This is a genomic window from Arcanobacterium pinnipediorum, from assembly GCF_023973165.1.
GTDB lineage: Bacteria > Actinomycetota > Actinomycetes > Actinomycetales > Actinomycetaceae > Arcanobacterium > Arcanobacterium pinnipediorum.
This window is the reverse complement of record NZ_CP099547.1, coordinates 1094059-1118390: the sequence shown is the minus strand read 5'-3', so window position 1 is coordinate 1118390 and position 24332 is coordinate 1094059. Positions and strand designations below refer to the sequence as shown.

Below are 24332 nucleotides of genomic sequence, written 5' to 3'. Positions count from 1 at the left end.
GGTGTACCGGTAGCGAAGAACCGATGAGACTGACATAGCATCTCAAACCTGCTGTGTTCGCTCAACGTGAGATCGACGACCACAGTGGTGCGCTATCATGAAACTTCTAGCCTTCCGACGTAGAATTGGCACTCGGAGCCTGCGAGTGCAAACTCGATGTGCCCGCAGACTGCGAGTTAGATACCAGTGAACCGCGAAGATAGCATTAAGGAGGTTACGTGTTAGATCAACGCAAGAAAATCGTGCTTAACGCGATTGTGCGTGACTACGTTGCCACCCGCGAACCTGTTGGTTCTAAAGGTATTGTCGAACGGCATAAGCTAGGAGTTTCTCCGGCAACAGTGCGAAACGATATGTCCCACTTAGAAGAAGCTGGCCTCATCGTTCAACCCCACACCTCAGCAGGGCGCATACCAACAGATGCCGGATACCGGGAGTTTGTCGATTCCATTCATGACATCAAACCGCTCTCGATTGCTGAACGTCGCGCCATAGAAAAGGTCTTAACATGTGCCGAAGATCTTGATGACGTTTTAGAACGCGCCACAAGAGCGTTAGCACGTATCACCGGGCAAGTTGCCATTATTCAATATCCATCGCTGCGTCGCACAGTTTTGCGCCATGTGGAGTTGGTTCCGTTAGGCCAACTTCGGGTCTTGTTAATCATTATTACCGACGAAGGGCGAGTCGAAGAGCGAACCTTGACGCTCAACGAGCCAACAACGAGTGAGAATATCGCCACCGTGCGCAACATTGTCAATGCCCAGTGCGTGGGCAAGAAACTTTCCGATCTAGATCAGGCCTTAGCCAACGTTTACGCAGACGTCCCCGAATCGACGTCGAACCTGGCGCAAACAATCGGGGAGATGATCGTTCAAGTCTTAGCCGCTGATTCTGAAGAACACGTTGTTGTTGCAGGACGAAAGAACCTCGCCCAATACGATGCCGATTTCAACGGTACAATGTCTGACTTACTTGACATCTTGGAAGAACAAGTTGTGCTAATGCGCATGCTGGCACCAACTCAAGGTGGCCTTGCAGTCCAGATCGGCCGCGAAAACACTGAAGCAAAAATTGATAACGCCTCGGTTGTATCAACCTCGTATTCGGGAACAAACCAATCCTCAGTTGCTCGGCTAGGGATCATTGGTCCAACACGCATGGACTATCAGCGCACCATGTCTGGGGTGCATGCGGTAGCAAAATACTTATCCGATATTCTCTCTGGGACGCATGAGTCCCGCTAATATTTTTCACACAACCCACATAAGCGAAGAAGGATCACGTGGCTGATTATTACCAAACTCTTGGTGTAGACCGGAATGCAACCCCGGAAGAAATCAAGAAAGCTTACCGCAAATTAGCGCGTAAGCTCCATCCTGACGTCGCCGGGCCAGATGGCGCCGAACAGTTTAAAGAAGTCTCTGAGGCCTACGATGTACTGTCGAACAAAGAAAAGCGCCAAATGTATGACATGGGTGGCGCAGATGCAGTCAAAAACGGTGGCGGCGGATTCGGTAACGCAGGCTTTGCTTTCGACGGCGGATTCGGCGATATTTTCTCCAGTTTCTTTGGCGGCGGGGCAGCTGAGCGCGGACCTGCTTCGCGGGTTCGACGCGGCGCAGATTCTCTAGTTCGTCTCGATTTAGACCTCAAAGAGGTAGTTTTTGGGGTGGAGAAGAAGATCAGCATCGATGCGCTGGTCGAATGTGGAACGTGCCATGGCAACATGAGCGCGCCAGGCACCGAACCGGTGACCTGCCCACAATGCCACGGTTCTGGCTCGATGCAACGCGTCACGAATTCGATTCTCGGCCAAATGGTGTCTGTTGTGGCCTGTAACCAATGCCAAGGATATGGCACTATTATTACCTCCCCATGCCCGGAGTGCGCAGGTGAAGGCCGGGTACGAGCAAACCGATCCGTTACGGTCAATATTCCTGCCGGTGTAGAAAACGGGATGCGTATTCGCATGCAAGGACGTGGCGATGCTGGCCAAGCCGGTGGTCCAGCAGGTGATTTGTTCCTTGAAGTCTATATTGGTGAAGATCCGCTCTTTGCGCGCCAAGGCGATAACTTGGTTGGTGCCATCGAAATTCCGATGACTGCCGCAGCTTTAGGAACCACACTCGATGTGGAGACCTTCGACGGTCCACACACCATAAAGATCGAACCAGGAATGCAAGCTGGCGATATTATCACCTTACCGGGCTTGGGAGTGGGTAGATTACATCGCGGTACGCGCGGTGATTTGAAGTTGCAGATGGCGGTAGTAACTCCAACCGATCTCGACGACGAACAGCGTTCGTTACTCGAACAACTAGCCGAGCTTCGGGGCGAGGAACGGCATACTAAACCGGTTACTGCAGGAGCTTCAGTTTTTTCAAAATTGCGCGATAAGTTTACTGGGCGAGCTTAATGACACTTCCCGTATATATTGATACCACCCTGACTCAGATCAGCCCAGGCGATGTTGTGCAACTGAGCGCAGGCGAAGCCCATCATGCAGCCACAGTGCGCCGCACCCGCGTTGGCGAACACATCGACGTCGTCAATGGCCGTGGTTTGCGCGTAACCATCGCAGTTACAGCGGTATCGAAAACCGAACTCGTGGGGTCTGCGCTGGCCGTAGAGCAAGATCAGCCCCACGGAGCACACATTACGTTAGTCCAAGCCCTAGCAAAGGGTGGGCGCGATGAGCAAGCCGTAGAGACCGCCACTGAATATGGCGCCGATAGTTTCATTCCGTGGCAGGCAGAGCGCAGTATTGTTTCGTGGTCTGACCCGGCTAAAGCCCGCAAAGGTCAAGCCAAATGGGAGGCCAGCGCCATAGCTGCCGCAAAACAATCGCGCAGATCGTGGGTGCCACAGGTTCGTGATGTGGTTTCGAGCAAAGAATTAGCACAATATATTTCCCAGGTGGTTGCCGATGGTGGGCGTGTCTTTGTCTGTCATGAAACGGCTAGTCAAACGCTAGTATCCGCCCTTGACCAGCTTGGGGAGCACATCGTACTTATTGTTGGACCTGAAGGTGGTATCACCGATCAAGAGCGCGAAATGTTCCTTAACGCCGGCGCCCAGATAGTACTTCTTGGTCAAAACGTGTTACGTTCCGCTACTGCTGGTCCGTGGGCTATCGCTGTTATTCGAGCAAACGCGTAGAATGGAACCGATGAATATGACTCATGTAGTAACCGTTCCCGAGCGTATCCCGATGATTAACGTCCTAGGGCAACGCGATGATGTGTTGCGCGTGTTAGAAAAAGGCCTGGCGCCAGTGCAGTTACATGTGCGTGGGCGTGAAATCCGTATCACCGGCAGCCAGCCAGAGATCGACGTGGCGCGCGACCTCATCAGCGAACTGATTTCCGTTGCAAGCTCAGGTCAACATTTGACTACTGAGGCTGTCGAGCGCGCTTTGAAGCTCACTGTTGAGGGATTGCGGCGACCAACTGAGGTGTTAACAACCGATATTCTCACCGCTCGTGGCAAAACTATTCGGCCAAAAACATTGGGACAAAAAGAATATGTGGATGCTATTGACGAAAACACCATTGTTTTTGGTATTGGCCCCGCTGGTACTGGAAAAACATATTTAGCGATGGCTAAAGCGGTTGTAGCGCTGCAAACAAATCAGGTCAAGCGCATTATTATGACGCGCCCGGTCGTCGAAGCTGGCGAATCGTTGGGTTATTTGCCTGGGTCACTCAATGACAAAATTGATCCATATATGCGTCCCCTCTACGATGCGCTCTATGACATGATCGATCCAGAAGCGATACCGAAATTGCTTGCGGCAGGCACAATTGAGGTGGCCCCACTGGCTTATATGCGTGGACGTACCCTCAATGACGCATTTGTGATTTTAGATGAGGCACAAAACACTACTCCTGAGCAAATGAAGATGTTTTTGACACGGCTCGGGTTTAACTCAAAGATCGTAGTTACTGGTGACCTGACTCAGGTGGATTTACCGCGTCATGCAAAGTCAGGTTTGGGGCTCGTGCGTCGGATCTTGCGCAATGTAGACCACATTAAATTTAGTGAACTCGGCGCCTCGGATGTGGTCCGTCATCGATTAGTTGCCGATATTATTGATGCCTATGCGCGCTATGCAGGGGAGGATACTCATGATTGACGTCAACGATGAATCCGGTTTTCATCCGGCGCCAGTACTGGATGAAATTTCAGAACTGGCAACATGGGTTCTTGACGATTTGCGCGTCCACCCGCAAGCAGATTTGTCGATTGTGATGCTTGACGAAGAAGCAATGGCTGCCTTGCATGTGGAGTGGATGGATCTAGAAGGTCCTACAGACGTAATGTCTTTCCCGATGGATGAATTGCGCCCTACTCCGCTTGGTGAAGAACCACGCCCGGGTATGCTTGGAGACATTGCAATCTGCCCGCAGGTTGCAGCCCGCCAAGCTCTTGCTGCGGGGCATAACACTATGGAAGAAATCTTATTACTGACTACTCACGGAATCCTACATCTTCTTGGCTACGACCATGCTGAGCCGGAAGAAAAGAAAGAAATGTTCGATCTTCAACGTCGCCTTCTGCTCACGTTCCTTGCTCGCCGCCCCAGGGATCCGAATGATCCGCGGGCAACAATCGACGATATTGCCCCAACTGTGGAGTGATGTAGGTGTCTGAAATATATTCGGTTCCGTTACCTATTTTGTTGGCTATAGCTGTTACGTGTGCGTTGCTGGCTGCGGGAGGAGCGTTAATGCTCTCCGCACTCTCACGAATCACCCATGCCCAAGTTAGTGAGGCAGAACAAGAAGGCCAGTCGGTACAGTTCGTCTCTTATATCGTGACGAATCGCCTTGCAGCCATTACGGCTGTTACTGCGGTGCGTTCGGGGATTTTGGTGCTGCTTGGTGCTACTTTGATGGTGTTAGTGGGATTAGTCGTTCACAATCTCGTGTTGAACCTGGTGGGAGTAGTGGTGGCCATGATCTTTACTCTTGGCTTAACCAATATCCTCATCCCGCCTACGTTGGGCTTTAAATATCCGGTGCGTGCTGTGCGATTTGGCGGGCGATTATTATGGTTGCTCACCAAGCTAGGTACCGCGTTTGTTTCGCGGCGAGATTCGGATGAAGAAACAAAAGATGGCGACGATGACCAACGTAACTATATGGTCGAACGAGTCTCGGAGTCTGAAGCCTTAGAAGATGAAGAGCGACAGATCGTCCGGTCAGTTTTTGAACTCTCCGATACTCTTGTGCGCGAAGTGATGATACCGCGTCCCGATATGGTGACCATAAATGCTGAAGAGACCTTCGAACATGCAGTTTCGTTATTTAATCGTTCGGGGTATTCGCGTGTTCCAGTGATGTCTGAAGATTCTGACGACGTCGTTGGCATACTTTATCTCAAGGATGTTGTGCGCAAGATTCACCGGAAAATGAGCCAGGAGGCTTTGCACGTCAGTGATGTGATGCGTGAGCCTGTTTTTGTTCCAGAAACGATGATGGCTGATGATGTTTTCCGGGAAATGCGTGCTGAGGCAAAACATATGGCGTTAGCGGTCGACGAATATGGTGGTATTGCTGGCCTGGTGACGATTGAAGATATTTTGGAAGAGATCGTTGGCGATATGGTTGACGAACATGACCACGCTGAACCTGAAGTTGAAGAAATATCACCGGGAGTTTATCGCGTACCTGCTAGACTTCCAGCAGACGAACTCGGCGAACTATTCGGTATCCGTATTGACGACGACGACGTCGAAACTGCTGGCGGGTTACTGACCAAGGCACTTGGGCGTATTCCTATCATCGGCTCCCAAGCCCAAGCCTATGGAGTATTGATGCGAGCCGATCGGTTTGAAGGCCGGCGCAAACGTTTACAAACACTGATAGCTAATCGGGTTGGACCAGAAGAGGATAACGCAGATGAGTGATTCTATGATCCATGACTGGCCGGAAGATTTCCGTGCCGGTTTTATCTCTATCGTTGGTCGACCCAATGCCGGTAAATCAACCTTAACGAATGCGTTGGTAGGGCAAAAGATTGTTATTACTGCCAATCAGCCCGAAACAACTCGGCGTATTGTGCGCGGTATTGTCCATCGCGAGACCGGTCAGTTGGTTTTAGTTGACACTCCCGGTCTGCATCGGCCACGCACTCTTCTTGGGGAGCGGCTCAATGATATGGTTCGAGATTCGCTCGATGGCGTTGATGGGGCATTGATGTGTCTACCTGCGGATGAAAAAATAGGTCCAGGTGATCGCTTCTTGCTCGGTGAACTTGCTCAGGCGCGTATTCCGATATTTGCCGCTGTTACGAAAGTAGACAAGATTTCTCGTCAGGCCCTGGCAGATAAACTCTTTGACGTCAGCCAGCTTTATGATTTTGTTGAAATTATTCCGGTAAGTGCAGTTTCTGGTGACCAAGTAGAACTTGTTGCAGATGTTTTACTCAAGCACATGCCGCTTTCGCCACCACTGTATCCGGTTGATACGGTCACAGACGAATCTGACGAAGCGATGATTGGAGAATTTATTCGTGAGGCTGCGCTAACAGATGTTCGCGAAGAACTTCCGCACTCGATCGCCGTCGTCGTTGAAGAAATGATTGAACGCGAAGCTAAACCTGGTGCGAAGAAACCTCCGTTGCTCGATATTCACGCGCACATCTACGTCGAACGTCCATCACAAAAAGGCATTATTATCGGCCACGGCGGTCAACGCTTACGCAAAGTTGGCCAAGAGGCACGCAAGAATATTGAACAGCTCTTAGGGCGCAAGATATTTCTTGATCTGCATGTCAAGGTGGCAAAGGATTGGCAGCGTGACCCCAAAAAACTCGGTCGGCTAGGATTTTAGGGTTACCGTGAAAACCTATCGTGATGACGCGATTGTGTTGCGTACCCATGATATTGGTGAAGCTGATCGTATTATTACGATGCTCTCGCGCAACCACGGGAAAATTCGTGCAGTAGCTAAGGGTGTACGTAAGACTGCCTCGCGGTTTGGAGCTCGCGTAGAGCCATTTTCGCATGTCGATATTCAGGTGTATCGGGGGAAAACGCTCGATACTATTTCGCAGGTTGATACTTTGGCGCAGTATGGACGCACGATCGGCAGGGACTATGCGGCGTATACTGCTGCGAGCACGATAGTTGAATTTGCTGATATTTTGAACGACGACGACGTTACGGATATTGAGCTTTTTACGTTGCTCCATGGAGCGCTCTATGCGATTGCTAGCAAGGCTCATCCGCCTGAGCTGGTTGTTTATTCTTATATTTTGCGCTCGATGCTTGTTGCCGGGTGGGGGTTTGCGATTGATGAATGTGCTTCGTGTGCGGTTCCAGGCCCACACTCAGCACTTAATATCGCTGCCGGAGGTGCAGTGTGTGATGATTGCCGTCCGGTAGGCTCTGCTACGCCAACAGTTCAAACATGGCAATTGTTGCTGGCATTAATTAGTGGAGATTGGGTCAGTGCCCACGATGCACCAGTGGCTGCGCGTAAAGCTGTTGGTGCGATTGTGGGGGCTTATGCTCAATGGCATGTGGAAAAACATCTTAAATCATTGCGACTACTTCAGTTAAATTGAGGAATTATGGAACGTATCTATCCCCGGGAACATGAGCCGATTGCGCCACCTGCTATCGGGCAGCGTCCACCGCACATTGATCCACGAGCAATACCACGCCACATTGCGATTGTGATGGATGGTAATGGGCGCTGGGCTAATGAACGTAATCTTGCCCGGACTGAAGGTCATAAAGCTGGCGAGTTGGCGTTGATGGATGTGCTGGCTGGAGCTATTGAAATCGGCGTCGAGGTGGTTTCGGTTTATGCGTTCTCGACGGAGAATTGGCGCCGTTCGCCGGCAGAGATTGCGTTTTTGATGAATTATTCTCGCGACGTTATTCATCGCCGTCGCCATGAGCTCGACGATTGGGGCGTGAAAATTCTTTGGTCCGGGCGCCAGCCACGGCTTTGGTCATCAGTTATTCGAGAGCTTCAAGAAGCACAGCGCCTAACGGCCTATAATTCAACCTTGACGCTTAATTTTTGTTGTAACTATGGCGGACGAGCAGAGATTGCGGACGCGGTTGCAGACATTGCTCAGCGCGTAGCTCAGGGCGAACTTAAACCGCATAAGATTACTGAGCACACTATCGCTCAGGCACTGTATAAGCCTGAGCTTCCAGATGTTGATCTATTTATTCGATCTGGGGGAGAACAGCGGATCTCCAACTTTATGTTGTGGCAGTCTTCTTATGCAGAGATGATGTTTGTTGATCAGGCGTGGCCGGATTTTGATCGGACTATTTTATGGCAATGCATTAGCCAGTATGCTTCTCGCAACCGTAGATTCGGTGGCGCAGTCGATCAGGTGGCTGGGTCTCGCTCCTAAACCCAGCAACCTGCGGTTTCACAGTGCGATTATCGCGAAGATAGCCGTGCGCGAAACGTATTGCTGTGCGCGAAACGTATTTTAGACGTTCGCGACCAGAAATCCGATGCCGTAGGTTACCCACATCGCTAGGTTGCCCCAAACGACGTTTCGGATTGTTGCCGGCAAAATAGGTGCGCTACCCAGCCATGCTGAAACTGATCCAGTGATCGCCAATGCAATACTCACCGAAGCTACTGTCAGTGGTACCGCAACCGAAATCGGAGCGAGAATCATTGCCAAGAATGGGATGATTGCGCCAAGAACGAAGGAAATCATGGATGCCCAAGCTGCATGCCATGGGTTGGTGAGCTCATCGGCGTCGATACCATATTCGTATTGCGCGAGCGCATGAACTGGATCTTTTTTCGTCAGCTCTACAGACATTTGCCACGCTAGAGGTTTTGAGATTCCCTGCCCGGCAATCAAACTCGCCAGGCGTTGCTGGGCGGCGACGGGGCTGGTTCGGAAGAAGTGGCGCTGACGCGAGATCGCGGCTTGTTCAGTATCTCGTTGGGTGGAGACCGAAACGTATTCACCTGCTGCCATGGATAACGCACCTGCGACCATACCGGCTAACCCGGCTGCAAACAGTGCGTGACTGTTCACCGCCGCACCTGAAACTCCCATGACTATACCTGCGGTGGATACGATGCCATCATTTGCACCCAGCACCCCGGCACGTAACCAATTTAGCCGAGACCCGAGGACTGAGTTTTCTTCACTTGCCGGCGTGAAATCAAGATGCGCAGGAGCGCTAGACTTAATTTCGCAAGCACATTCATCATATGCGTAAGTCAGAGTCATAATGCTCTCCATTCTTTCTTGACTGCTATTAACGCCAGTCTAGACTTTAATTTTTCGTTGGTATAGCAAGGTTAGGCGAGCCTTGGGACGGTAGTCCTAAGTTTTGAAGGTTTAGGGTGTGGCAGTCTAAACTGTTATGAGATCAAATGTGGGTGCGCAAAACCTACAAACCTTAACCCAATCGGAAGGCTGGTTAGCTGTGAACTCTGCTCGGCGATACCTTATTCTCACTCCGTTTAATAACCCCAAGGTCATTGCTGGAGTTGCAAAGTTACGCGGCATTGAAGCAGTTGTGGTTCCCACTGCTTCGGGCGTTGCGCTCGTGCGTGAGTTACCGGTGCCCAGTTTTGATGATTGGGATATTTCTGAACTCCTAGGGGAGAGCGTTACCCAGGACGGCGCCGAGGCTGAAGCCGGGTCGGAGTCTCTTTCGGATAACCCGCAGCGCGTAGCAGCACTTTTCTCTGAGCTTTCGGCGTATGGTGTGGTGCTGATTACCGCGGATTTGGGCGACGACGTCGGCGCTGAAAGTGGCACTTCAGGTCTGGTTAACGCGGTGCGATTTATCAACGGCCAACGCAGTGAGGATATCCCTGGTGGTCTGCTCCTTAATAGTCTTGATCCGATGGTTGAGTCATTAATACTTGGCCAGCAGGATCCTGCAGAGGTTGCCGGGGCAATCACGCAGATATCGGTAGCAGAGATTGCAGAAGTTATGCGTGAGGTAACTGAAGATACGGAACAGCCAGATGCCTAATATTTCTGCTTTACTTACGCCTAATCCCTTTGCTGGAGATGATGGATCGCTTCCCCAAGATCTCAAAGTGGCGTTTTCGCAACCGGTTGCCCAACGTGTTCAGGCTATTATCAAAGTGTTGGATCGAGTGTTAGTTCCCGTTATCCCACACTCTCACCCTGGCCGCGATCAGGACGGGCGAATCAAAGAGCATGCCACTGCGGCCTTAGATTTATCTGATGATGCAACAACGTTGCACACACATCTTATTGCTGATGGTCGGCACGCGGTTGCCGTCTTTTCGTCTGTGGAAACTTTGGGCGGGTGGAATCAGAAAGCTCGACCAGTGCCAATGGGAATAGAGTCGATTGCGTTAGCAACGTTAAAGCAGAAAATTGGGCAGATTGTGCTCGATCCTGGCACTGAACATGAAACATGGATCAGCCGTAGTGCAGTGATTTCGCTTGCAACCGGAGGAAACTGGTTAGCGCCTTGGGCGGATAAAAAAGTTGCCGAAAGATTAGGTGAATTACAACAGCGTATCGATCATGTTCTCGATATCCAGATTACTTCTGATGCGTATGGCCGGAGTGTGATTGATGTATTTTTACCTCATGAAACTCCAGTCGATCGCGTTATTCTCGCAGCGCAAGAACTCGGGAGAGCACTAGAGGCAGATCCCTACCTCAAAGCTCGGCTTGACTTTGTTGAGATTCGTCCACGGCAAGCCTGAACGTGTGTAAGCTCACTGTGCCGCGGCGCCCCAGCGGGGCTAATCATTATGTTTCTTAGCGATATAGCTGGTAGAGTTAGGCAATGACCGACCGGCACAAGCCGGAACGCAAGCGGAGAAAATCCCACCTGGGTCCCTAAGGGATCGGGTCATGAGAATACGGCTTAGAACCGTATGCCCTCTGGACTCCGTGCGCGTCGCACGTCAAAGTTAGTTAAGAGGAGCAATTATCAACGAGCCAAGAATCAACGATCGAATCAACGTGGCCGAAGTACGTCTAGTGGGCCCAGCTGGTGAACAGGTTGGCGTAGTACGTGTGGAGGATGCACTGCGACTCGCTCACGAAGCGAACCTCGATCTTGTTGAAGTGGCGCCTAATGCGAACCCACCCGTAGCTAAACTTATGGATTACGGCAAGTTCAAATATGAGGCCGCCCAAAAGGCACGCGAGTCACGTCGCAACCAGAGCAATACCCAACTCAAGGAAATGCGCTTGAGTTTGAAGATTGATCAGCATGACTACGAAACCAAGTTGAAGCGAATTATTAAATTCCTCAACGGTGGCGATAAAGTCAAGATTCAGTTGCGCTTCCGTGGTCGTGAACAATCACGTCCGGAAATGGGTATTAAGCTTATGGAGCGTCTGGCAGCTGATACTGCAGAGGATGCTGTAGTTGAATCTGCGCCTCGTGTTGATGGACGCTCGATGGTGATGGTGCTTGCACCAACGCGTCGAAAGTCAGAAGCAAAATCTGATCAGCGTCGTCGTCGTGAAGCAGAACGAGAAAATCGTCGCGCTGAAGAAGTACGTCGCACCCAGAAAAATGCTGAGCGCGTTGCTTCGTTGCTCGAATCTGCGGATGAGAATTAATTAACGGAAGACAAGCTGACACGAACCGTTTTCGGCTCGACCGAAAGCTAGAACAGAAAGCTGTTTCACTACAGCATTGAGGGAAAATAAAATGCCAAAAATGAAGACGCACTCCGGTGCAAAGAAGCGTTTCCGCAAGACGGGATCTGGAAAGCTTATGCGTGAGCAGGCTGGCAAGCGCCACCTTCTCGAGCACAAGTCCTCCCGCCGTACCCGCCGCCTGTCCTCGGATCAGCCGGTGGCACGGGCAGACGTCAAGCAGGTCAAGTCATTGCTCGGCATCTGAGCCAGCTCGCACTAAAGGAGATATAACATGGCACGCGTAAAGAACGCTGTTAATTCTAAGAAGAAGCGTCGTACAGTCCTTGAGCGGGCTTCTGGCTACCGTGGCCAGCGCTCGCGCCTATACCGTAAGGCTAAAGAGCAAGTAACGCACTCTTTCGTATATAACTACCGTGATCGTAAGGTCCGTAAGAATGAGTTCCGTAAGCTCTGGATCGCTCGCATCAACGCCGGCGCTCGTGCAAACGGCATGACCTACAACCGGTTCATGCAAGGCCTTAAGCTCGCTGGTATCGAACTCGATCGTCGTATGCTCGCTGAAATGGCAGTCAACGATCCAGCTGCGTTCGCAGCTGTCGTAGAATCAGCACGCAAGGCTCTGCCAGCTGATGTCAATGCACCAGCTGCATGATCTAATGCGCTGATAAAAACGTACTACGCCCCCACTCTTTAGTAGAGTGGGGGCGTAGTAGTTTATTTTCAAGGAGATTTAATGCCGCGTACGCAGATACTGTCCTACACCGGGCAGTTGAAAAAAGTTGCTGGACTCTATAAACGCAAGGCTCGTCACCAGTATCGGCAAGCGATTGTTGAAGGTCCGCAGGCAGTTCGTGAGGCTTTAATACATATTCCTGGTCACGTACGTGACGTATATGTAACCTCACAAGCTCTATCTTTACACCGTGATATCGACGCATTGCTTGATCGTCTTGATCCATACACCCATCTTTTGCCACCTGATCTAGCTTCCTCGGTATCGCCCAATTCCCAAGGAATTTTCGCAGTAGTGAATGTAGCGGACGAAGAAGATATTGCTCAAGTTATCGCTAAAGCCCAACTTTTAGTCTGTGCGATCGAAGTGGTAGACCCAGGTAATCTTGGCACTATTATTCGTTCTGCAGATGCTTGCGGTGCCGACGCTGTTATTTTAGGTCGGGGGTCAGTCGATGCGACTAATCCAAAAGTTTTGCGTGCCACTGCAGGGTCATATTTCCATCTACCAATTTTCGAAGATGAAGATGTACGCAGTGTAATCGCCGACGTTAAGCAGGCTGGGATCCAGGTCTTGATTGCAGATGGCAGGGGAGATGTAGACCTCGGCGTACTTTCCGATGCTGCTTTTATTGCCCAGCGTAGTGGGCAACCTGTTGCAGATATTGATCTGCGTCGGCCGACATTATGGTTGGTAGGCAACGAAGCTCACGGTTTTACTCAAGAACAACGGGAGTGGGCAGATGCGCTTGTACGTATTCCGATGTGGGGAGCATCCGAGTCGCTCAACGTCGCGGTAGCTACCTCGCTGTGTTTATATACTTCGGCCCGAGCTCAACGTTATTCAGATGTCAGTGAGCAGAGTTGGGTGCGGTGAGCTATCCAAAGAAAGTGTTATCAGATCGTTACCGAAAACCAGTAGTTATACCTTGCAACGGGACCTTTAAGGATCTACGATGAATTTGTCGGACAACATACGTGCAGAGTTGATAACTGCTCATATGCTCAATGGAGAGGAAAGTCTATGTCTGTGAAAAAGACCCGAATCGTTGCAACTCTTGCAGCGACCGCCTTGGCGCTAAGTGCTTGTGGTGGATCAACTACTGAGGAAAAGAAAACCGAAGATGCAATGACCGGTCCGGAAGGTCCATCTGGTGTTCTTAACGTTGGTGTTGCTTACGAAACTACAAATTGGAGTCCAGTCCACGCTGGATCAGCTCTAGCTAACGGCGTTAATTGGCACATCCTAGAAGGCCTTTATAATTTCAATATGGCCGACTATTCAACCCACCCAGCTCTTGCTGAAGCTGCACCAAAGGAAGTTGGCGAACTCACCTACGAGATCGCACTTCGTAAGGACGCTAAGTTCTCTGATGGTACTCCAGTTAAGGCTGATGACGTTGTAAAGTCATACGAGCGCAACTCTAACGAAGGTGGACTTTACACCCCATTCTTCAAGGCAATTAAGTCAGTTACTGCAAAGGATGATTCCACCGTTACGGTTGAACTCAACTACCCATTTGCAAAGCTCGAAGAGCGCTTGGCTTTGGTCAAGGTCGTCCCAGCAGGCATGAGCGATGATGAGTTGAAGACCATGCCAATCGGTACTGGTCCATACAAGTTCGAGGCCGCTCCAAAAGAGGGAACTCCTATTACAGCCGTTATCAACGAGCACTACAACGGTAAGAATCCAGCAAAGCTAGAGAAGATCGTTTGGAATCCACAAAAGGATGACAGCCAGCGTCTCTCGGCAGCTCTTGGTGGCACCACCGACGTAATGGAAGCTGTACCAGCTGCAACTATCCCAGAACTAACGAGTGCTGGTTGGGAAGTCAAGGAAGTTGATGGTTACAACAACCCATTCTTGATGTTCAACACCACCAAGGCTCCATTCGATAAGCCAGAAGTACGTCGTGCTTTGATCAAGGCAGTTAATACCGAGCGTCTGATCGAGTCAGCAGTCTCGGGCAAGGCAAAGCCAGCCCAGTCCTTCTTGCCTGAAGTAAATCCTGATTTCAAGAAGCCAGCTACCGACATGGGATACTCCATGGATGATGCGAAGAAGCTGCTCGATGAAGCCGGAATGCCTACTGAGTCAATCACTCTTTTGACCACAGATCATCCTTGGGTTGCAAACCTCGCACCACAGATCAAGGAAGATTGGGAGAAGCTCGGTCTGACCGTCAACATCGAATCCAAGGCATCAGCTGCCCTCTACGCAGATAACGCTGACGTTGATAACCCAACCTACGATGTTATCTTAGCCCCTGGTGATCCGTCAGTATTCGGAAACGACGCAGCTATCTTCTTCTCTTGGTGGTATGGCGATAACGCTTGGATGCATAAGCGTTCCAACTTCGCAAATTCCAACCCTGAAATCTACGCACAGATCCAGCAGCTTATCAATGAAGCAGATTCCCTTGCTGGTGCTGAAGCTAAGGCAAAGTGGGGCGAGTTGCAGGATATCGTTGCAGAACAAGCTCCAATCTTCCCACTCTTCCACCGTGCGATGATTACCGCTTACAACCCAGCAACCGTCGATGGCGTTGATGCAATTGCGACTACTGGATTGTACTTGCTTGGAGTAACTCACAAGTAATTCAGACATCTGATAAAAGCCAATGAGGGGCGGATGCGTGAAGCCGCATCCGCCCCTCAACTGGTTGAGAACAGTCGTAAGGAAAAGATGGAATGAATAATTTACTAAGACTAATCGGACGTCGCCTTGTTGCGCTACCAGTCATGGTGCTGGGCGTAACAGTGCTCGTCTTCTTAATTATGGCGTTATCGCCAATTGACCCAGCCTATGCAACGCTCGGTGAAAACGCGACTCCTACAGAGCTTGAAGCGTTCCGTGAGCAGCAAGGCTTGAACGAACCTCTGTTGGTTCGTCTTGGAATCTACATACTGAATCTTGTGCAAGGCGATCTCGGAATCTATGGTGTGGGCGTTTCGAACACAGTATCGTCATTGATCGCTCAGGCTTTGCCCATTACTCTCCAATTAACCTTCTTTGGCCTTATTTTAGCCGTATTGGTTTCCTTCCCACTCGGCGTGGTCGCTGCGATCTACCGCGATCGATGGCCCGATCAACTCATCCGAGTTATTTCTGTTATCAGCATTGGAACTCCATCTTTCTGGTTAGCTGTTCTTCTCGTTCTTGCTTTTATTGGAAAACTGCCGGTATCGGGTGTATTGCCCGGAATCTTTGACGATTTTGGTGGCTGGTTTGTGCGTATGCTCTTGCCTGCTGTAGCACTGGCAATCCCAGTCATCGGGCAAATGACGCGTGTTGTGCGTACATCCATGGTTGAAGAATTAGACCGTGATTACGTGCGTACTGCATTGGGTGCCGGTATTCCAAAATCAATCGTTATTGGTCGTAATGTTTTGCGAAACGCTCTGATCACTCCGGTTACTGTTTTGGGTCTGCGCGTAGGCTATTTGATGGGCGGCGCTGTTGTTATCGAAATTATTTTCGCGATTAACGGTATGGGGCAAGTACTGATTAAAGGTATCCAGAATAACTGGGTGAACCTAGTACAAGGTGGTGCATTAGTTGTTGCTATCGCATTTATCATTGTCAATATTGTGGTTGACATGCTCTATTTACTGATTAATCCACGTATTAGGTCGGTGTGATTATGGGAAAGAAAGAAAAACTCGCAAAAGTTACTCAGCCCGGGGTACGTTTTACGCGTATTCGTAATATGAACCTGGGATCGCGGATAGCTCTATCAGTCTTAGCGCTTATCGTTTTTATCTCGGTGATCGCGCCCTTGATTGCACCTTACGAACCGGATGCGATCTTTGATAAGTGGACGGCACCAAATGCAGACCATCTCTTTGGTACTGATCACGTAGGTCGTGATATCTTGAGCCGATTGCTTTACGGCGGTCGTTTCTCGATGCTTATCGGAATTTGTTCCACTGCTATCGCTCTGTTCTTCGGTGCAATTATCGGTTCTATTGCTGCAGTTGTGCGCAAGTCAATTTCTGAAGTGATCATGCGCATTCTCGATATCATTATGGCAGTACCCGGCATTGCAATGGCCGCGGTAACGGTTTTGGTTTTCTCGGCACGGTTTAGTTCAGATAACCTAGCAGGTCTATTGGTTGTTATCGTCTGTTCAATTGCCTTCGTCTACACCCCACAGCTTGCCCGCATTGTGCGAGCTAACGTGATGAGTGCTTACGGTGAAGACTATGTACGGGCAATCATCGTCTCTGGCGCCCGCGCTCCGTGGATCTTGACCAAGCACATCATGCGTAACACTGCTGCTCCGGTTTTGGTATTCGCCACCGTTTTGGTTGCAGATGCAATTATTCTCGAAGCATCGTTGACCTTCATCGGTTCTGGTTTGCAATCAGCTATGGTTCCCACATGGGGAAATGTCCTCTCCGACGCCTCATCTAATCTCTCGATTATCGTTGGCAAGTGGTGGACTGCGTTCTTCCCTGGCGTCATGATCATGATTACGGTCTTGTGTTTGAACATCCTGTCCGAAGGTATCACCGATGCTATGGTGGCAGCTCCTAAGGGCGTTTCGGTTGCACAAGTCGATGCAACGTCTAAGCGTGAAGCCGATAAGCTTCTGCTCGATCCACGCAAGGCATACGCAGAGCAGGCTGAATCGCTCCAAGCACGAATTGATGCTTTACGCGAAGTTGAAGTGAAACGCATCGATCGGTTTGTATCGGACGCTAATACTACGCCACTTCTTGAGGTGAAGAATTTCTCGATCAAGTTCCCGCGCCATGGTGATGTTAATGTCGTCGATAACGTCTCGTTCACCGTTGCTCCCGGGGAAACGATGGGCTTAGTTGGAGAGTCGGGCTGTGGTAAATCGATTACAGCCTTGTCAATCATGGGTCTTATTGATCCACGAGCTGAGCTTTCCGGAGAGTTACTATACGAGGGACGTAATCTTCTCGAAATGGATCCGGCAGAACGCCAGAGTTTGCTCGGCCACGAAATGGCAATGATCTACCAAGACGCACTGAGCTCACTCAATCCGGCGATGCTGATCAAGTCACAGATGAAGCAGCTCACCTCGCGTGGTGGTACTCGTAGTGCGGCAGAACTCCTCGAACTCGTTGGACTGGATCCGAAGCGGACCCTAGAATCCTATCCACACGAACTATCTGGTGGTCAGCGCCAGCGCGTCCTCATTGCTATGGCATTGACCCGTGATCCCAAGCTCGTGATTGCTGACGAACCAACCACAGCTTTGGACGTTACAGTCCAAAAGCAGGTTATTGATTTGCTCAATGAGTTGCGTGACAAGCTTGGATTCGCAATGGTGTTCGTTTCCCACGATTTGGCACTCGTTGCTGAGGTAGCACATTCGATTACAGTTATGTACGCCGGTCAAGTCATCGAACAAGCACCAACCAGTGAGCTGTTGCTCAACCCAACACACGAATACACTCGTGGCTTGCTCGGTGCTGTGCTGTCCATCGAATCCGGTTCCGGTCGTCTCCACCAGGTTCCCGGAACTGTGCCATCGCCTAAGGACTTCCCAATTGGTGATCGCTTCGCTCCACGTTCCTCACATCCGGATTACGGATTGGACATCCGTCCGGTCTTGACCGAAGTTGGCCCACGCCACTACTATGCCGCGTTGCCACCACGGCCAGAATCACAAACCACTGATACTGCAAAGGCAGGTGAAGCACTGTGACTACGCAGGATACTCCCATCATCGAACTCCAGGATGTAAAAGTCACCTTCCGGACTCGTACTGGATCGCTGTTCAAGCCAAATAAGATCCAAGCAGTTCGCGGCGTCAATATGAAAGTTATGCCAGGTCAAACTCTTGGTATCGTTGGCGAATCAGGTTGTGGAAAATCGACAACTGCCAATGTCATGTGTGGTCTGCAAGTAGCAACCGAAGGACGTGTGTTCTTCAACGGTGAGGAGATTACAAAGCGTTCGGCAGATACTCGTCGCCGAGTAGGCCGGGTCGTCTCTGTGGTGTTCCAGGATCCAGCTACAGCTCTTAATCCGCGTATGGTTGTCCAAGACCAACTTGCTGATCCGTTGCGAGTACACAAAATTGGTGATGAAGCCTTCCGAAAGAAGCGCGTTAGCGACCTGATCTCAATGGTCGGTTTGCCAGCCTCTGCACTTGATGCGCTCCCTGGCCAGCTCTCTGGTGGTCAGCGCCAACGCGTTGCTATCGCACGAGCCTTAGCTCTCGAACCAAAGGCCATCATTGCTGATGAACCAACCTCTGCGCTCGACGTTTCGGTACGTGCACAGATTCTGAATCTGTTAACAGATCTCAAAGAAGAATTAAACCTAGCTATGGTCTTCATTTCCCACGACATTCAAACGGTCCGTTACGTCTCTGATCGTATCGCTGTTATGAATCAAGGACTTGTTGTTGAGGAAGGTCCAGCTGATGAGCTGTTGGCCAATCCACAAGATGCCTACACTAGGAAACTTTTGGGTGCTGCTCCGTCGTTGCTTCACCCGACTCTCTAAGGAAAAGGATTATGACTGATTTTCGTGGAGTTATTCCACCAGTAGTAGTTGCAGAACATGAAGATGGCACATTCGATGTGCAATCGTATCAACGTGGTTTGGATCGCATGATTCAAGCTGGTGTTCACGGAGTTTTTGCTCTGGGTTCATCAGGTGAAGGAGCTTTTGCTACGCCGAGCCGGCGCGAAGAAATTCTTCGCGCAACCAATGAAGTTGTCGCAGGGCGCGTGCCAGTCCTTGCTGGCGTTATCGATACCCAGACCGACCGTGTGCTAGAACATGTTCGGCAAGCTGAACAGATCGGCGTCGATGGCATTGTTGCTACTGCTCCGTTCTATGCTTTAGGTGGCATGGCTCAGGTTGAAAACCATTTCCGCGCTATTGCAGCCGCAACTGAACTGCCCTTATTCGCATATGATATTCCGGTATGTGTACATGTCAAGCTCCCACCTGCATTACTGATGCGTCTGGGACAAGACGGCGTCCTTGCCGGCGTCAAGGATTCTTCGGGCGACGACGTATCCTTCCGTTTCCTGCTTCAAGACAATGAGCGAGCCGGACATCCGCTTTCGCTCCTGACTGGTCACGAAGTTGTAGTTGACGGTGCATATCTAGGAGGCGCAGACGGTTCAGTTCCTGGGTTAGCTAATGTCGATCCAGCTGGTTACGTTCGGCAATGGAACGCCTACCAAGCAGGGGACTGGGAGACCGTACGCAAAGAACAAGATCGGTTATCTGATCTCATGCGCATCGTCATGGTTCCATCTTCTACTACTGGCTTTGGCGCGGGAGTTGGTGCGTTCAAGACCGCGCTCAAAGTTTTGGGAATCTTTGAATCCAATCAGATGCCAACACCTGTTTCGCAGCTTACTGCCGAAGAAGAAGAAGGCATCGCACAAGTGCTGCGTCACGTCGGCTTATTAGGCTAGCTATATCTAGTAGGGGAAGTCTTGATTTCCCCTACACAATAGCTAGTCTACCTACGCGTGAGAATATAGTTTGGGGATCGCATCTATGCGATCCCCAAACTATATGTGCTATTGACCGTGAATCAATATCAACGATTAATAGCGGCCAATCTAAACATATTCGCCGCTAGGCACGGCCAAACATTATCAGCTTTCACGGCTCGATTAGCGCGCGAGAGTGGAATTATTCGTTGCTATCTTCGAGCTTGTCGGTGAGCTTCTCGCCAAAATCTTCAGCGCGCTTAGCCGCATCGTCAATCTTAGCGCCCATCGTTTCCGAAGTTTGCTCAATCTTCCGATCCGCTTTTTCAACCACGGAATCATTTCGACCCAACAGATCTTCGGCCTTATGCTTCGTCTCACGCACAATTTCCGATGCTTTTTCACCAGCGGATCGAACACTATCAACCACAACAGACTTCGTCTCAGTTAGTTTCTCTTGCACCTGTGATGAATCAACTTTTTCACGAGCCTCATCAAAGGCTGATTTAACGGCATCAGTTGCGCGATCAAAAATATTCTTATCCTCAGACATCACTATCTCCTTAGTCAGGTTATCGACGTTTGGTCACACTAAACGTCCGTGTAGAAATAAACGGACTCTTCCGTGTATTTTCACTTACTCTACCGAGGCACGTTCCCTAAGTCTTCGTCACGCTGTGTTTTCAGCTAAGAGCGAGGACTCAAAATCCTAAATCAACGTCAAGGGTGACGAAGTATATGCACCCACGTATCTATAGTTTCATCTTTGACACCGTACAATTAGTACTGATAGTTCTTCAGGATGAAAGGTTATTATGGAACCGCTCAGTCCATTGGATGAAGCCGGGATTGCACAAGCTATCCATGCTGCCCAAGAAGCATTTTTGAATGCTCAAACACTCGATGAGTTAAAAGAAGTTCGTCTGTTACACACCGGCGATAACGCGCCCATCACACAAGCTAACATGGCGATCAAAACCCTTGATAAAACACAACGTCCGATAGCAGGGCGCCTTTTGGGTACTGCGCGCAAGGAGATTCAGCACGCCTTAGCCACTGCCACAGAACGCATCGACGCTTTAGTAGAAGCACGAATGCTCAGTGAAGAAACCGTCGATGTCACGTTGCCGGTAAATCGTCAGCCCAGTGGTGCGCGCCATCCGTTACCTGCTCTAATGGAAGATATTTCCGATCTCTTTATCGGCATGGGATGGCAAGTAGCTGAAGGACCAGAACTCGAACACGAGTGGTTTAACTTCGATTCGTTAAATTTTGGGCCCGACCACCCAGCTCGGCAAATGCAAGATACCTTCTACGTCGATGGCGTTGCTCATCCAGGTTCATCATCTGAGGTCGAACAACAACCCGGCCTAGTCTTGCGCACGCACACATCACCCGTGCAATCTCATGCGATGCTCGAACGCGGAGTTCCGCTTTATATTGTTTGCCCTGGAAAGGTTTTCCGCACCGATGCACTCGATGCCACACACACCCCGGTATTCCATCAAATCGAAGGTCTTGCCGTGGATAAAGGCCTAACCATGGAGCATTTGAAAGGGACGTTAGATCATTTTGCGCAACAGCTTTTCGGAGCTCAGGCACGCACCCGGCTGCGCCCGTCATATTTCCCTTTCACCGAGCCGTCGGCTGAAATGGATTTATGGTTCCCGCAAAAGAAGGGTGGCCCGGGCTGGATCGAATGGGGCGGTTGCGGAATGGTCAACCCTGAAGTTTTACGAAATGCGGGAATTGATCCTGAAGAATATACCGGATTCGCATTCGGGATGGGAATCGAGCGCACGCTGATGTTACGCAATGCCATTGCAGACATGCGAGACATGGTTGAAGGCGATATTCGCTTCTCCCACCAATTTGGCACTACCGGAAGGGGAAACTAATGCCACGTATTCCTATTGACTGGCTTGGCACTCATGTTGAACTCCCGCCAGATTTGACCGCCGCGCAGTTGGCCGCAGATTTGGTCAAAGTTGGTTTAGAAGAAGAAGCAATCCACGCCCCGGACGTAACCGGGCCCGTCGTCGTCGGAAAAGTACTCACTATTTCTAAAGAACCGCAGAAAAACGGCAAAGTTATTAACTATTGTCGAGTAGATGTAGGTGAGCATAACGACGAACCCGGCCAAGGCAAGGAACCTGTCGATTTTGCCTCACGCGGGATAATTTGTGGTGCACATAATTTCGTTGAAGGCGACTACGTCGTCGTATCACTTCCGGGCGCTGTACTCCCAGGCGATTTTGCGATCGCAGCTCGGAAAACCTATGGGCATATCTCAGACGGCATGATCTGTTCTGCGCGCGAACTCGGTTTAGGCCAAGACCACGATGGCATCATCGTACTAGCTCATTCTCAAGAACAAGCCCAAGCCGAAGGCGTTCCAGAAGTCGGTAAAAACGTCTTGCCATACCTTGGACTAGCTGGTGAAATTCTCGAAATCAACGTCACCCCGGACCGTGGATATTGCTTCTCAATGCGCGGGGTTGCACGCGAATACTCCCACTCAACCGGAGCTCAGTTCACAGACCCAGGACTTGTGGCTAACCTAGATACTGAATATCGGCAAGCCAACAACAAGGGATTCGCTGTTGCGATCGAAGATGATCAACCTATCCACGGCAAACCTGGTGCGGATCGATTTGTGACGATGGTTGTTCGCGGTATCAACGCGCAAGCACACTCACCAAAATGGATGCAAGATCGCCTCACAGCAGCAGGAATGCGTCCAATCTCCCTCGTCGTCGATGCAACAAATTACGTCATGCTTGACCTCGGTCAGCCACTGCATGCCTACGATCTGAACAAGGTAACAGCTCCACTTGTGGTGCGCAGAGCACATGCAGGTGAGCATCTAGTTACCCTCGATGGCGTAGAACGCACGCTAGATCCCCAAGATCTCGTTATTGCTGATTCTCAGGGAGGTCACGGTGCGCGAGTAGTTGGACTTGCTGGAACTATGGGGGGTTCCGATACAGAAATCAGCGATTCCACTGTTGATATTTTGATCGAAGCAGCTCATTTTGACCCAGTTTCGGTTGCCCGGATGGCTCGTCGTCATCGCTTGCCTTCCGAAGCGTCTAAACGTTTCGAGCGTGGCGTTGATCCGACGATTACTCGTATCGCTGCGCAGATGGTGGCAGAAATCTTGGTGGACTTCGGTGGTGGAACTATCGACGACGATAACTTCGACGTCGATAATACTCCAGATATCGCACCCATTGATTTCTCGATTTCTGAAGTGCAGCGGCTAACTGGACTACAGGTTTCACCACACAAGATCAAGAGTATTTTGACCGATATCGGTTGCCAGGTCGAAGAAAATGGCGACCAGCTTCAGGTCACTCCAGCTCCGTGGCGTCCAGATCTGGTAGGTCCGGCACACTTTGTTGAAGAAGTTGCTCGATTGGTGGGCTACGATGAGATTGCCTCAATTTTGCCAACTCCAACCGGAGGAGCCGGTTTAACGCTCAAGCAACGCCACCAACGCGACCTTGTTCGTTCACTTGCAGAACAAGGCTGGACGCAGGTTGTTTCCTACCCCTTTGTTTCGCAAGCGACATTCGATAACCAGCAGATCGACGTCGATGATCCACGCCGAGAAGTCATTAAACTAGCCAACCCACTGCAAGAAGAATCGCCTTATATGCGTACTTCAGTATTGGACTCACTACTTGATACTGCGAAGTTGAACGTTGCTCGATCCAACCCAGGTGTGGCAATTTTCGAAGCTGCCAATGTGACTCGGCCGCATGAACTTCATCCTGCACCTAACCCTGGTGTTGGGCAACGCCCCAGTGATGAGGCGCTTGCCTCTATCGCTGTTGCGATGCCACAACAGCCACATCACATCGCTGGTGTTGCCACACCACATGTTGCCCCTGCACAAGCTGGTTTTCCTGCTGTTACCTGGGACTGGCGTGACGCCCTGCAAGCATTGAACATTATGGCTCATACGCTTGGAGCTAGTGTTGAGTTCCGCAATGAGGCTCGTGCGCCATTCCATCCAGGGCGGGGCGCTGCGGCACTCGTTAACGGGCACGTGATTGGATATGCTGGCGAGCTGGCACCTAAGGTGTGCAAGGCGTTTGACCTACCTGCGCGTTCAATTGCTTTCGAAGCTGATACTGACATGCTCATCGCAGCCGTTGCACAGACAACCATGAAGATTATGCCGGTCAGTTCTTTCCCAGCCGCAAAAGAAGATATCGCTCTTATTGTCGATGAGTCACTGCCGGCAGGTCAGATTCGTGAAGCAATTTTGGACATCGCTGGTGACATCGTTGAAGATATTAGACTCTTCGACGTCTACACCGGTGATCAGATCCCTGAGGGGAAGAAGTCATTAGCTTTTGCGCTTCGTTTCCGTGGCCGCGACCATACGTTAACTGCGGAAGAAACAGCTATGGTTCGCCACCGCATTATCAAAAAGACCGCAAAACTATTTGATGCCCAATTGCGATCCTAACCTCGCAATGGCGCAAATAAATACGATCCTATAAGTCCAACCGGATCTCAAAGCTCTAGCGTGTGAA

Annotated in this window: 24 protein-coding genes; 22 read left to right on the top strand and 2 right to left on the bottom strand. The window is 50.5% G+C overall.

Going from position 1 to position 24332, the window contains the following annotated elements; all coding sequences use genetic code 11:
* Window positions 1–218: 218 nt before the first annotated feature.
* Genes hrcA through NG665_RS04915 form a run of 9 tightly spaced genes read left to right on the top strand, consistent with a single transcriptional unit; the run spans window position 219 to window position 8385 of the window.
* Entirely contained in the window at window positions 219–1247 is a 1029-nt protein-coding gene (gene hrcA / locus NG665_RS04955; protein WP_252672559.1) for a heat-inducible transcriptional repressor HrcA, read from the top strand.
* 38 nt (window positions 1248–1285) lie between these two features.
* Window positions 1286–2419 (top strand): molecular chaperone DnaJ, encoded by a 1134-nt coding sequence (dnaJ, locus tag NG665_RS04950; RefSeq protein WP_252672558.1) that lies wholly within the window; start codon window positions 1286–1288, stop codon window positions 2417–2419.
* Entirely contained in the window at window positions 2419–3162 is a 744-nt protein-coding gene (locus tag NG665_RS04945; RefSeq protein ID WP_252672557.1) for a 16S rRNA (uracil(1498)-N(3))-methyltransferase, read from the top strand. Before dnaJ ends, NG665_RS04945 begins: the two co-directional genes overlap by 1 nt.
* Window positions 3163–3178: 16 nt before the next feature.
* Window positions 3179–4138: a PhoH family protein gene (locus tag NG665_RS04940; protein WP_435366693.1), complete on the top strand. Its 960-nt coding sequence runs from the start codon at window positions 3179–3181 to the stop codon at window positions 4136–4138.
* Window positions 4131–4643, top strand: coding sequence for an rRNA maturation RNase YbeY (gene ybeY, locus NG665_RS04935; protein WP_252672555.1), 513 nt, complete (start codon window positions 4131–4133; stop codon window positions 4641–4643). The genes NG665_RS04940 and ybeY overlap by 8 nt, the downstream gene beginning before the upstream one ends.
* 5 nt (window positions 4644–4648) lie before the next feature.
* Window positions 4649–5914, top strand: a complete 1266-nt coding sequence (locus NG665_RS04930) for a hemolysin family protein (protein ID WP_252672554.1) — start codon at window positions 4649–4651, stop codon at window positions 5912–5914.
* Window positions 5907–6839: a GTPase Era gene (gene era, locus NG665_RS04925; protein ID WP_252672553.1), complete on the top strand. Its 933-nt coding sequence runs from the start codon at window positions 5907–5909 to the stop codon at window positions 6837–6839. Before NG665_RS04930 ends, era begins: the two co-directional genes overlap by 8 nt.
* 7 nt (window positions 6840–6846) lie before the next feature.
* Window positions 6847–7575: a DNA repair protein RecO gene (gene recO / locus NG665_RS04920; protein WP_252672552.1), complete on the top strand. Its 729-nt coding sequence runs from the start codon at window positions 6847–6849 to the stop codon at window positions 7573–7575.
* Between the two features lie 6 nt (window positions 7576–7581).
* Window positions 7582–8385, top strand: a complete 804-nt coding sequence (locus NG665_RS04915) for an isoprenyl transferase (RefSeq protein ID WP_252672551.1) — start codon at window positions 7582–7584, stop codon at window positions 8383–8385.
* An 81-nt stretch (window positions 8386–8466) separates the two neighbouring features.
* Here NG665_RS04915 and NG665_RS04910 read toward each other — a convergent pair whose 3' ends face one another.
* Window positions 8467–9231 carry a VIT1/CCC1 transporter family protein gene (locus NG665_RS04910; protein ID WP_252672550.1) on the bottom strand — a complete coding sequence of 255 codons (765 nt, stop codon included), beginning with the start codon at window positions 9229–9231 and terminating at the stop codon, window positions 8467–8469.
* Window positions 9232–9367: 136 nt separating this feature from the next.
* Between NG665_RS04910 and NG665_RS04905 the strand changes: the two genes are divergently transcribed.
* The 11 genes from NG665_RS04905 (at window position 9368) to NG665_RS04855 (ending at window position 19764) form a co-directional block, all read left to right on the top strand.
* Window positions 9368–9988, top strand: a complete 621-nt coding sequence (locus tag NG665_RS04905) for a hypothetical protein (RefSeq protein WP_252672549.1) — start codon at window positions 9368–9370, stop codon at window positions 9986–9988.
* Complete coding sequence (locus NG665_RS04900; RefSeq protein ID WP_252672548.1) at window positions 9981–10700, top strand: SseB family protein; 720 nt, start codon at window positions 9981–9983, stop codon at window positions 10698–10700. Before NG665_RS04905 ends, NG665_RS04900 begins: the two co-directional genes overlap by 8 nt.
* Window positions 10701–10962: 262 nt before the next feature.
* Window positions 10963–11571, top strand: a complete 609-nt coding sequence (infC, locus tag NG665_RS04895; RefSeq protein WP_252672547.1) for a translation initiation factor IF-3 — start codon at window positions 10963–10965, stop codon at window positions 11569–11571.
* Window positions 11572–11662: 91 nt separating this feature from the next.
* Window positions 11663–11857 (top strand): 50S ribosomal protein L35, encoded by a 195-nt coding sequence (gene rpmI, locus NG665_RS04890; RefSeq protein ID WP_013170184.1) that lies wholly within the window; start codon window positions 11663–11665, stop codon window positions 11855–11857.
* A 27-nt stretch (window positions 11858–11884) separates the two neighbouring features.
* Window positions 11885–12265 carry a 50S ribosomal protein L20 gene (gene rplT / locus NG665_RS04885; protein WP_252672546.1) on the top strand — a complete coding sequence of 127 codons (381 nt, stop codon included), beginning with the start codon at window positions 11885–11887 and terminating at the stop codon, window positions 12263–12265.
* A gap of 81 nt (window positions 12266–12346) precedes the next feature.
* Window positions 12347–13222: a TrmH family RNA methyltransferase gene (locus NG665_RS04880; RefSeq protein WP_252672545.1), complete on the top strand. Its 876-nt coding sequence runs from the start codon at window positions 12347–12349 to the stop codon at window positions 13220–13222.
* 147 nt (window positions 13223–13369) lie between these two features.
* Window positions 13370–14944, top strand: a complete 1575-nt coding sequence (locus NG665_RS04875) for an ABC transporter substrate-binding protein (protein WP_252672544.1) — start codon at window positions 13370–13372, stop codon at window positions 14942–14944.
* 92 nt (window positions 14945–15036) lie between these two features.
* Complete coding sequence (locus NG665_RS04870; protein ID WP_252672543.1) at window positions 15037–15987, top strand: ABC transporter permease; 951 nt, start codon at window positions 15037–15039, stop codon at window positions 15985–15987.
* 2 nt (window positions 15988–15989) lie between these two features.
* Window positions 15990–18029, top strand: coding sequence for a dipeptide/oligopeptide/nickel ABC transporter permease/ATP-binding protein (locus NG665_RS04865; protein ID WP_252672542.1), 2040 nt, complete (start codon window positions 15990–15992; stop codon window positions 18027–18029).
* Window positions 18026–18835, top strand: a complete 810-nt coding sequence (locus NG665_RS04860) for an ABC transporter ATP-binding protein (RefSeq protein ID WP_252672541.1) — start codon at window positions 18026–18028, stop codon at window positions 18833–18835. The genes NG665_RS04865 and NG665_RS04860 overlap by 4 nt, the downstream gene beginning before the upstream one ends.
* A gap of 8 nt (window positions 18836–18843) precedes the next feature.
* Complete coding sequence (locus tag NG665_RS04855) at window positions 18844–19764, top strand: dihydrodipicolinate synthase family protein (protein ID WP_435366692.1); 921 nt, start codon at window positions 18844–18846, stop codon at window positions 19762–19764.
* 223 nt (window positions 19765–19987) lie between these two features.
* On the opposite strand, the gene NG665_RS04850 is transcribed toward NG665_RS04855, so the two are convergent.
* The gene (locus NG665_RS04850) at window positions 19988–20338 is read right to left on the bottom strand and encodes a hypothetical protein (protein WP_252672539.1); all 351 of its coding nucleotides are present in this window, start codon (window positions 20336–20338) and stop codon (window positions 19988–19990) included.
* Between the two features lie 262 nt (window positions 20339–20600).
* Here NG665_RS04850 and pheS point away from each other — a divergent pair, with 262 nt between their 5' ends.
* The gene (gene pheS / locus NG665_RS04845; protein WP_252672538.1) at window positions 20601–21683 is read left to right on the top strand and encodes a phenylalanine--tRNA ligase subunit alpha; all 1083 of its coding nucleotides are present in this window, start codon (window positions 20601–20603) and stop codon (window positions 21681–21683) included.
* Window positions 21683–24265 (top strand): phenylalanine--tRNA ligase subunit beta, encoded by a 2583-nt coding sequence (gene pheT / locus NG665_RS04840; protein WP_252672537.1) that lies wholly within the window; start codon window positions 21683–21685, stop codon window positions 24263–24265. The genes pheS and pheT overlap by 1 nt, the downstream gene beginning before the upstream one ends.
* Window positions 24266–24332 lie beyond the last annotated feature (67 nt).

Excerpts from the sequence above, each read along its gene's own strand:
- NG665_RS04945 (WP_252672557.1), top strand. The coding sequence starts at position 2,419 with ATGACACTTCCCGTATATATTGATACCACCCTGACTCAGATCAGCCCA.
- NG665_RS04940 (WP_435366693.1), top strand. The coding sequence starts at position 3,179 with ATGACTCATGTAGTAACCGTTCCCGAGCGTATCCCGATGATTAACGTC.
- ybeY (WP_252672555.1), top strand. The coding sequence starts at position 4,131 with ATGATTGACGTCAACGATGAATCCGGTTTTCATCCGGCGCCAGTACTG.
- era (WP_252672553.1), top strand. The coding sequence starts at position 5,907 with ATGAGTGATTCTATGATCCATGACTGGCCGGAAGATTTCCGTGCCGGT.
- NG665_RS04915 (WP_252672551.1), top strand. The coding sequence starts at position 7,582 with ATGGAACGTATCTATCCCCGGGAACATGAGCCGATTGCGCCACCTGCT.
- NG665_RS04910 (WP_252672550.1), bottom strand. The coding sequence starts at position 9,231 with ATGACTCTGACTTACGCATATGATGAATGTGCTTGCGAAATTAAGTCT.
- NG665_RS04905 (WP_252672549.1), top strand. The coding sequence starts at position 9,368 with ATGAGATCAAATGTGGGTGCGCAAAACCTACAAACCTTAACCCAATCG.
- NG665_RS04900 (WP_252672548.1), top strand. The coding sequence starts at position 9,981 with ATGCCTAATATTTCTGCTTTACTTACGCCTAATCCCTTTGCTGGAGAT.
- rpmI (WP_013170184.1), top strand. The coding sequence starts at position 11,663 with ATGCCAAAAATGAAGACGCACTCCGGTGCAAAGAAGCGTTTCCGCAAG.
- rplT (WP_252672546.1), top strand. The coding sequence starts at position 11,885 with ATGGCACGCGTAAAGAACGCTGTTAATTCTAAGAAGAAGCGTCGTACA.
- NG665_RS04880 (WP_252672545.1), top strand. The coding sequence starts at position 12,347 with ATGCCGCGTACGCAGATACTGTCCTACACCGGGCAGTTGAAAAAAGTT.
- NG665_RS04875 (WP_252672544.1), top strand. The coding sequence starts at position 13,370 with ATGTCTGTGAAAAAGACCCGAATCGTTGCAACTCTTGCAGCGACCGCC.
- NG665_RS04870 (WP_252672543.1), top strand. The coding sequence starts at position 15,037 with ATGAATAATTTACTAAGACTAATCGGACGTCGCCTTGTTGCGCTACCA.
- NG665_RS04865 (WP_252672542.1), top strand. The coding sequence starts at position 15,990 with ATGGGAAAGAAAGAAAAACTCGCAAAAGTTACTCAGCCCGGGGTACGT.
- NG665_RS04850 (WP_252672539.1), bottom strand. The coding sequence starts at position 20,338 with ATGTCTGAGGATAAGAATATTTTTGATCGCGCAACTGATGCCGTTAAA.
- pheS (WP_252672538.1), top strand. The coding sequence starts at position 20,601 with ATGGAACCGCTCAGTCCATTGGATGAAGCCGGGATTGCACAAGCTATC.
- pheT (WP_252672537.1), top strand. The coding sequence starts at position 21,683 with ATGCCACGTATTCCTATTGACTGGCTTGGCACTCATGTTGAACTCCCG.